This window comes from Streptomyces sp. NPDC020192 (assembly GCF_044388685.1).
GTDB lineage: Bacteria > Actinomycetota > Actinomycetes > Streptomycetales > Streptomycetaceae > Streptomyces.
This window is the reverse complement of the sequence record NZ_JBIRXG010000082.1, coordinates 1-6,891: the sequence shown is the minus strand read 5'-3', so window position 1 is coordinate 6,891 and position 6,891 is coordinate 1. Positions and strand designations below refer to the sequence as shown.

9 protein-coding genes and 1 pseudogene are annotated in these 6,891 nt (G+C 69.4%); 5 read left to right on the top strand and 5 right to left on the bottom strand.

Annotated elements, in window-relative coordinates; translation table 11 throughout:
- The 3 genes and pseudogenes from ACH47Z_RS46685 to ACH47Z_RS46675 form a co-directional block, all read right to left on the bottom strand.
- Positions 1-298: pseudogene (locus tag ACH47Z_RS46685) on the bottom strand (IS630 family transposase); the annotation flags it as partial.
- Positions 299-547: 249 nt separating this feature from the next.
- Positions 548-1,198: a DNA-3-methyladenine glycosylase family protein gene (locus ACH47Z_RS46680; protein ID WP_399086585.1), complete on the bottom strand. Its 651-nt coding sequence runs from the start codon at positions 1,196-1,198 to the stop codon at positions 548-550.
- 69 nt (positions 1,199-1,267) lie between these two features.
- Entirely contained in the window at positions 1,268-1,888 is a 621-nt protein-coding gene (locus tag ACH47Z_RS46675) for a CGNR zinc finger domain-containing protein (RefSeq protein ID WP_399086582.1), read from the bottom strand.
- A 138-nt stretch (positions 1,889-2,026) separates the two neighbouring features.
- On the opposite strand from ACH47Z_RS46675, the gene ACH47Z_RS46670 reads away from it, so the two are divergent.
- The 3 genes from ACH47Z_RS46670 (at position 2,027) to ACH47Z_RS46660 (ending at position 4,120) form a co-directional block, all read left to right on the top strand.
- On the top strand, positions 2,027-2,575 hold the full coding sequence (locus ACH47Z_RS46670; RefSeq protein ID WP_399086579.1) for a carboxymuconolactone decarboxylase family protein: 549 nt from the start codon (positions 2,027-2,029) through the stop codon (positions 2,573-2,575).
- Positions 2,576-2,690: 115 nt separating this feature from the next.
- Positions 2,691-3,638, top strand: a complete 948-nt coding sequence (locus ACH47Z_RS46665) for a pyridoxamine 5'-phosphate oxidase family protein (RefSeq protein WP_399086576.1) — start codon at positions 2,691-2,693, stop codon at positions 3,636-3,638.
- A gap of 14 nt (positions 3,639-3,652) precedes the next feature.
- Positions 3,653-4,120: a nuclear transport factor 2 family protein gene (locus ACH47Z_RS46660; protein ID WP_399086574.1), complete on the top strand. Its 468-nt coding sequence runs from the start codon at positions 3,653-3,655 to the stop codon at positions 4,118-4,120.
- A gap of 94 nt (positions 4,121-4,214) precedes the next feature.
- Here ACH47Z_RS46660 and ACH47Z_RS46655 read toward each other — a convergent pair whose 3' ends face one another.
- Positions 4,215-4,406, bottom strand: coding sequence for a hypothetical protein (locus tag ACH47Z_RS46655; RefSeq protein WP_399086571.1), 192 nt, complete (start codon positions 4,404-4,406; stop codon positions 4,215-4,217).
- Positions 4,407-4,702: 296 nt separating this feature from the next.
- Between ACH47Z_RS46655 and arr the strand changes: the two genes are divergently transcribed.
- Entirely contained in the window at positions 4,703-5,113 is a 411-nt protein-coding gene (gene arr / locus ACH47Z_RS46650) for an NAD(+)--rifampin ADP-ribosyltransferase (protein WP_399086568.1), read from the top strand.
- A gap of 204 nt (positions 5,114-5,317) precedes the next feature.
- Here arr and ACH47Z_RS46645 read toward each other — a convergent pair whose 3' ends face one another.
- Complete coding sequence (locus tag ACH47Z_RS46645) at positions 5,318-6,568, bottom strand: methyltransferase domain-containing protein (RefSeq protein ID WP_399086565.1); 1,251 nt, start codon at positions 6,566-6,568, stop codon at positions 5,318-5,320.
- On the opposite strand from ACH47Z_RS46645, the gene ACH47Z_RS46640 reads away from it, so the two are divergent.
- Positions 6,542-6,799, top strand: coding sequence for a hypothetical protein (locus tag ACH47Z_RS46640; protein WP_399086562.1), 258 nt, complete (start codon positions 6,542-6,544; stop codon positions 6,797-6,799). The two genes, ACH47Z_RS46645 and ACH47Z_RS46640, sit on opposite strands and share 27 nt — an antisense overlap.
- The last annotated feature ends 92 nt before the right edge of the window (positions 6,800-6,891 follow it).

Genomic DNA, 6,891 nt, shown 5'->3' with positions numbered 1-6,891 from the left:
TTGCCTCTGCCCATGTCGTGACCCGCCGGCAGCGTTTTGTGGTCAGGTGTGGGGAGTAGTTGTCGCAGATGATGGCGATCCGCACCGTGGCAGGGTGCAAGGAGCGCAGGTAGCGGCAGAACTCCAGGAACTTCGAACGGTTCTTGGTTTTCTTGATGTGGCCGTAGAGCTGGTCTTTGCCCAGGTCGTAGGCGGCGAACAGGTGCCGCACACCATGCGGGCGAGTGTAGGTCGCCCGTCGCCTCGGCCTGGGCTCTCGCTCGGGGTCCTTGTGCCGTCCGCCGCGCTCGGCCCGCTGGGCCATGCGTTGCACCGGCGCAGGCCGGGCTTCCGCCGCTCGGGGAACGACGTGAGAGGAACGGGAACATGAGCACGATCGACCCGGATGCCGAGGTGAAGGAGCAGTTCGCCGAGCAACCCGCGGTCGGCCTCTCTTGCCAGGCTTCCGCCTGTCGTCCGCTTCGGCCAGTGGTTCTCGGCTTGTCAAACCCGAGGACCGGGAACTCAACTCCCCGTCGGGCACACCGGCCTACCGGCAGGCGCGTGTCTATTCAGCAGGTTGCAGGGGTGTGCCCGTGGGAGCGCGCAGCGAGGCCCACAGCAGGGCTGAGGCGTAGGTGCGATGGGGCGCCCAGGCCGTTGCGCGTCGGCGGGTTTCCTCGATGCTCGGGGTGTCGGTGAGGTGCCAGGCGCTCTGGACGGCGCGGCGGATGCCGATGTCGCCGGCGGGGAGGATGTCGGGGCGTTCGAGCTGGTGGATGAGGAACATCTGGGCGGACCACAGGCCAACGCCGTGGATCGTGGTCAGGTCTGTGAGGGCGTTGGTGTCATCGACGTCGTCCATGTGCTCAAGATCGATGGTTCCGGCGGCCTGACGCCGAGCGAGGTCGTGCAGGTAGGCGGCCTTGGCACGTGAGAGACCGCAGGCGCGCAGGTCGTCATCGGCGAGGGCGAGGAGGGTGTCGGGGGTGACGCTGCTGCCCGCGGCGGTGGTGATGCGGGCGAAGATGGTCAGCGCCGCGGCGATGGAGATCTGCTGGCCGACGATGTGCAGGGCCATGGCCTCGAAGTTGGTCGAGGAGGGGAAGTCGCGCTCGGCCCAGTCGAACGGATCGGGCTGGCCGACGCGTTCGATTAGCCGGTTAAGGACAGGGTCTGCGGCCAGGTGACCGTAGGCGGTTGTGTTCTGACGCGTCATGCGGACTCCCTGTCCAGGTCGAGGCCAGTGCTGGTCCTGGCGGGGGCGGTGAGGCAGGCTGCGCGAGCGTCAGACGGTGGTCTGGCGGTGGCGCTGGTAGTGGCGGGCGGAGCGGGCGCGATTGCCGCAGCCTGCGGAGCACCACTCCCGGCGGGGGTGATTCTTTAGGAAGTAGAGAACGCACCCCGGTGCCAGGCAGGCGCGCAGCTGGTGGCGGGCGGCCTGACTGAAGAGCGTGATGGATTCCTCGGCGATGGCGGAGACGGCGGCGGAAGCTGCCTGCCCGCTGCTGCGGGCGTGACGTGAGGGCTCCTGGCCGGGTGTCCACGACAGCACTGACCAGTGCGGGGTCTCGCCGGCGGCCTCGTTGAGCACGGCCACGGCTTCGTCGAGTTCGCGGGTGTCGGACACGGCTGCCGGGCGGGGGTCCTCGGTGGCCTCGGCGGCGAGCCGACGCAGCGCGTCACGCAGGCCGATCAGCCGTCCACCGAGGCGGTCGAGGTCAGACGTGGTGAGAGCGTCGAGATCGCCCGGAGCCATCAGATCCATCCGGCCGGCGACGGCGTGCAGCCATGTCCGGGTGCCGTCGGGGTCGCACAGTGCATCGTGCACGCCGTCCCGGTCGGCCCAGATCGTGTTCATCAGCTCCACGGGCAGCGGCTCGCCCAGCAGCGGTGCGTTCGTGTCCATGCCATCGAGGCTACCGCACTTCTGACGGTTACGGTCCACTCTATCCGTTGACAAGGCACACGGCCGGTGCCATGGTGGTTCTAACGGTTACTGGCACATCCAAGCGTCAGGACCGGAGATCGAAGGAGTGCTGCTCTCATGACCGGTTTCGCCCCTGTCGAGCCCGCCACCGCTACCGGCAAGGCCGCCGAGCTGCTGGCCGACGTGCAGAAGACCCTCGGCCTGACGCCGAACATGACCAAGGTGATGGCCAACAGCCCCGCACTGCTCAAGGGCTACATGGCCCTGAATGGCGCCCTCTCCGGCGGCGTGCTGCCCGCCCCGGTCCGCGAGCGGCTCGCGCTGGCCACGGCCGAGTACAACGGCTGCGAGTACTGCCTGTCGGCGCACACCTACATTGGTGCGAACGTCGCCAAGATCGACGCCGTCGAGCTGGAGGCGGCCCGCGACGCCAAGGCGACCGACCCGCACACTCAGGCGCTGCTGACCCTCTCCGGCGCCATCGCCCGCGGCCACGGCCAGGTCGACGACGCCGCCCTGCAGGCCGCGCGGGACGCAGGCGCCACCGACGACGAGATCGGCGAGGTCGTCGGCCACCTGGCCCTGAACGTCCTGACCAACTACTTCAACATCCTCGCCAAGGTCGACAACGACTGGCCCGTGGTCACCCCGCGCACCGCGGTCTGACCCGCGCCCGCCCCGCCGGCCCGGCCCCACCACCCCCGACCAGGGGTCAGGCCGGCGGCCACACCCTCGCCCACCCGCCGACAGCGCATCGCCGGCAGCTGTGGAAGGAAGAACCATGACGAACCCGGTACGCAACGCCCCTGCCGGCTTCCACGAGGGGGAGCTGGCCGTGCAGCGCCAGGCGGGCGTGGCCCAGGATGCGGCCCGGCTCACGGGCATGCTGGCCCCCGCCCAGCTACGCGGAGGCGTGAGCCGGTTCCTGGCGGAGAGGAGTTTCGCGGCGATCACCGCCCGCGACGCCGACGGCGGGCTGTGGATCTCCCCGCTCACCGGCCCGCCTGGGTTCCTCCAGATCGCCTCGCCGACCGCACTCGATGTGCGAACCTTGCCCGCCGAGGGCGACCCGCTCCTGTACCTGGCGGTCCACCAGCCGGTCGCGCTGATTGTGGTCGAATTCGCCACCCGCAGACGCCTGCGGGTCAACGGCACCCTGTCTGCCGCCGACCGTGACGGGCTGCGCATCGACGTGGAGCAGGCGTACGGCAACTGCCCCCAGTACATCCAGAGTCGACACCTTCACGCAGCGCCCGTCACGGCCCCCGGCGTCGAGCCGGTGCGGCGCGGAAGCATCCTCACACCGGACGACGCCGACCTGATCGGCCGGTCCGACACCTTCCTGATCGGCACCACCCACCTCACCCGCGGCAACGACGCCTCGCACCGCGGCGGGCCCCCGGGATTCGTCCGGGTCGAGGACGGGCGGCTGTGGTGGCCCGACTACTGGGGCAACAACATGTTCAACACCCTCGGCAACCTCAACGTCGACCCGACGGCCGCTCTGCTCTTCTGCGACTTCGCCACCGGACGCACGCTCCACCTGTCCGGCCGGGCCGCCCTGGAATGGACCCGCACCGGCATCCCCGGCGACGACGACCGCACCGGCCGCCGCGTCCACTTCCTCCCCCAGCACCTGGTGGCCGGCCGTCTCCTGCCATTGCAGGCCGATACCGTCGCCGCAGCTCCCGACAACCCGCCGCTGACCGACCGACCCTCCGCACAATGAAGGACAGCTCTGCCATGACCGACGCGCGCCCGCCCTTCCCTCCGTTCGACCTCGACAGCGCCCTGGCCAAGGTCCAGGCTGCCGAGGACGCCTGGAACACCCGCGACCCGCATCAGGTCGCCCTCGCCTACACCGAGGACTCCGCCTGGCGTAACCGGGATGTGGTCCTCGCCGGCCGCGACAAGATCGTCGAGTTCCTCACCGCCAAGTGGGAGCGCGAACTCGACTACGTCCTGCGCAAGAGCCTGTGGGGCTTCCGCGGAAACCGCATGACCGTCCGCTTCCAGTACGAGTCGCACAGCGCCGAAGGACAGTGGTTCCGCTCATACGGCAACGAACTGTGGGAGTTCGCCGACAACGGCCTGATGCGCCGCCGCGAGGCCAGCATCAACGACCTGCCCATCAACGAGGCCGACCGCCGCTACTTCGGCCCACGCCCCGAATCCGAGCGCGGCCCCGGACACGACATCCCGCTCGACTGAATCCAGCACACGCTCCGGGTCGCCCAGTCCGGCCTCGCCGTCGAGGACAGCCCGCAGGGCCCGCGCTGGAGCCTCAGCCAGCGCTGAACACCACCTACGCGGCGTGGACACAGATGAGATCGCGAACCGCGCCACGCTCGACCAGGGCCTGGACCTTGACGTCGATCACGTCCTCGAGAGCGAGGACCGGGCCGTGCCCGGTGGAGACACCACCCGGCGATTGCCGGGGCAGCGCGGTGCCTGTGCCCGCGATCTCGTGGCGTGCTCGGCACCAGCCCGGCACCATCGCCGATATTGCGGCGGACCCTCGGTTCCCGCGGCCGCTCCGGGAGCCATGCAGGACGCGCCCTCCCTGGCGTCAGTCTCCCCGACCTGGAAGATCTGCGGGCTCGTGCCAGCCCCGCGCGGACGCCGGCACCGCGGCGGACCCTCGGTACCTGCGGCGCGCCGCCCTGTGACGCGGCGGGTGCTCGCACGCAGCGGGGCCTTTGGCAACGGCACAGTGGTTCCTACGCTCCTGTCCGGGGCTCTTCACTCGGCAGACGGCTCGGGGCGGACAGGCAGGTGCCGTAACCTGTGTCGATGGACGAGGTGTTGGACGAGGGGCCGTTCTTTCACGGCACGAAGGCCGAGCTGCGGGTCGGGGATCACCTCACTGCCGGTTTCCGTTCCAACTACCGGCCCGAAATCGTGATGAACCATATCTACTTCACTGCGTTGCGCGACGGCGCGGGACTCGCGGCCGAACTCGCCGCCGGTGACGGGGCCCCACGGGTGTATGTCGTCGAACCGACCGGGGAGTTCGAGAACGATCCAAACGTCACCGACAAGAAGTTCCCGGGCAATCCCACTCGCTCCTATCGCAGCAGGGAACCGCTCCGGATTGTTGGCGAGGTCACCGACTGGACGCGACAGACACCCGAAGCTCTCCAGATGTGGCGAGACCGGCTGGCCGCAATCCGTCTGGATGACCGCGCCGAAATCATCAACTAAGGGCAACTAAGGGTCAGTTCGTAACTATTGGGTCACAGTGAGATGCTCTCGCTGTGGCTGGTGATCACGGCGTCCGAGCCGTTCTGGACAGCCCCGTTCGCCGGGCTGAGCCCGCGCGCCGTTCCAACACGCTGTGTGCGTGATCTCCCAGACCACTTAGTCCTCGGTCGGATCACGGCCTCGCGTATGGCGCCCCATCGAAGCTCAGTGAACTGCGAGCAGGTCGATAGCGGGCTCATGGCCATGGGGATCCTGCGCGGCGATCGGATCCAAGACGGACCGGATCGCAGTGTGCACCCGCCGCGCGGCCTCGTAGAGCACGTCCGTATCGAGCAGTACCCCGTTGTAGGTGATCAGGACACCGTTGTCGCCGATCCCGTACCCGATGCCGCCGCGTCCGTTCACTGCCGCGTCGCGCGGTATGGGCAGGGGCCAGACGGGCGGGTGCGGCCGGTCGATCCGGGCCGGCTGCACTCCGGGCGGCATCAGGGGCCGGGCGAGCGCGGCGATTTCGTCCAGCTCGGCCCGGTGCCTGGGCAGCGCCCGTCGCAGCGCCTGGTGGAGGCGGAGGAACGCGATGGCCTCCTGCTCGGTGTACGGGCGGAGCCGTTCCGCGGCCAGTGCCCACGATGCCTGGCCGGGGCTGGTGGATTCGTGGCGGAGCAGGGCTTGCCCGTCCTTGCGGATTACGGTGATGGCCGCGATCTGCGGGTGGCGTTCGGCGGCGGCGACGATGTCGGCGAGTGCGTTAAAGCAGGTGTCGTGCCCGGAGCGGCTGGTGAACCGGCCGGTGCCGCCGATCTGCAGGGCCCGGGCGTAGCGCAGGGCGGTGGCGAGCCGGCTGTCGGCTTCGCGTACGGCCAGGACGACGAGTTCGACCGGGTAGCCGTCGGCCGCGTACGGCAGGGCGCTGTCGAGGAACTCCTGCACGCTGCCGGGGGCGGCCTCGATCAGGACGTCGCCGCGCCGACGGCGTACATGCTCCTCGGCCTGGGCGAACCAGGCTCGGCAGTCGGCGCGGATCGCCGCGCCGGCGCTGCGGACGAGGGCGGGATCGCCGAGGAGCATGACGTCGTACACGATGAAGAGGCCCTCATCGGTCAGGACGCGGCTGATCTCGGTGAACAGGCGGGCTTTGTCCTCGATGTTCATGCCCACGTGCAGCATCCACGCCCGGTCGAAGCTCGCCCGGGGGAAGGGCAGTGTGGTCACGTCACCCTGCTGGAACCGAGCCTGGCCCGTGAGGCCCACACGGTCCGTGAGCCAGCGCGCGACGTCGACGTACTCCTCGGTGAGGTCCACGCCGGTGACGTCGGCGCCCGCGTGCTGGGCCAGATGGCGGGCCGGGCCACCCAGGCCGCTTCCCACGTCAAGGACACGTAGGCCCGCTCTCAGCTCCAGGTGTCCAGCCAGCTCTCGCGTCGCCGCATGGCCGCCGGTGTGGAACTCGTCCACGCCATGAAGGTCGTCGGTGGTGAGCGTGGTATGCCCCGGGTAGAGGCGGTCGAGCTCTTCGTCGATCTTCCGGCGCAGGTTTCCCTGCCGGTAATGGCGTGCCGCAGCGGACGGGTGTGGTGCGGTCAGGGGAACGTCCTTCAGGTCATGGGTGGTCGAGGCGCGACTGAAGCTTCGGCAGGGCTTCGGACCGTGGTGCTGAAGAAGGCGGATCCGGCGGTGTCGTCCTAGTACTCCAGTCAGAAATCGTGTCCTGAGCTGGTTCTTCTTCGGTAGTGGCAGCGGCGGGCGATGGCTTGGTGGTGTCTGCGCCAGTGGGACCA

Excerpts from the sequence above, each read along its gene's own strand:
- ACH47Z_RS46680 (WP_399086585.1), bottom strand. The coding sequence starts at position 1,198 with ATGACGCGTCAGAACACAACCGCCTACGGTCACCTGGCCGCAGACCCT.
- ACH47Z_RS46675 (WP_399086582.1), bottom strand. The coding sequence starts at position 1,888 with ATGGACACGAACGCACCGCTGCTGGGCGAGCCGCTGCCCGTGGAGCTG.
- ACH47Z_RS46670 (WP_399086579.1), top strand. The coding sequence starts at position 2,027 with ATGACCGGTTTCGCCCCTGTCGAGCCCGCCACCGCTACCGGCAAGGCC.
- ACH47Z_RS46665 (WP_399086576.1), top strand. The coding sequence starts at position 2,691 with ATGACGAACCCGGTACGCAACGCCCCTGCCGGCTTCCACGAGGGGGAG.
- ACH47Z_RS46660 (WP_399086574.1), top strand. The coding sequence starts at position 3,653 with ATGACCGACGCGCGCCCGCCCTTCCCTCCGTTCGACCTCGACAGCGCC.
- ACH47Z_RS46655 (WP_399086571.1), bottom strand. The coding sequence starts at position 4,406 with ATGGTGCCGGGCTGGTGCCGAGCACGCCACGAGATCGCGGGCACAGGC.
- arr (WP_399086568.1), top strand. The coding sequence starts at position 4,703 with ATGGACGAGGTGTTGGACGAGGGGCCGTTCTTTCACGGCACGAAGGCC.
- ACH47Z_RS46640 (WP_399086562.1), top strand. The coding sequence starts at position 6,542 with ATGGCCGCCGGTGTGGAACTCGTCCACGCCATGAAGGTCGTCGGTGGT.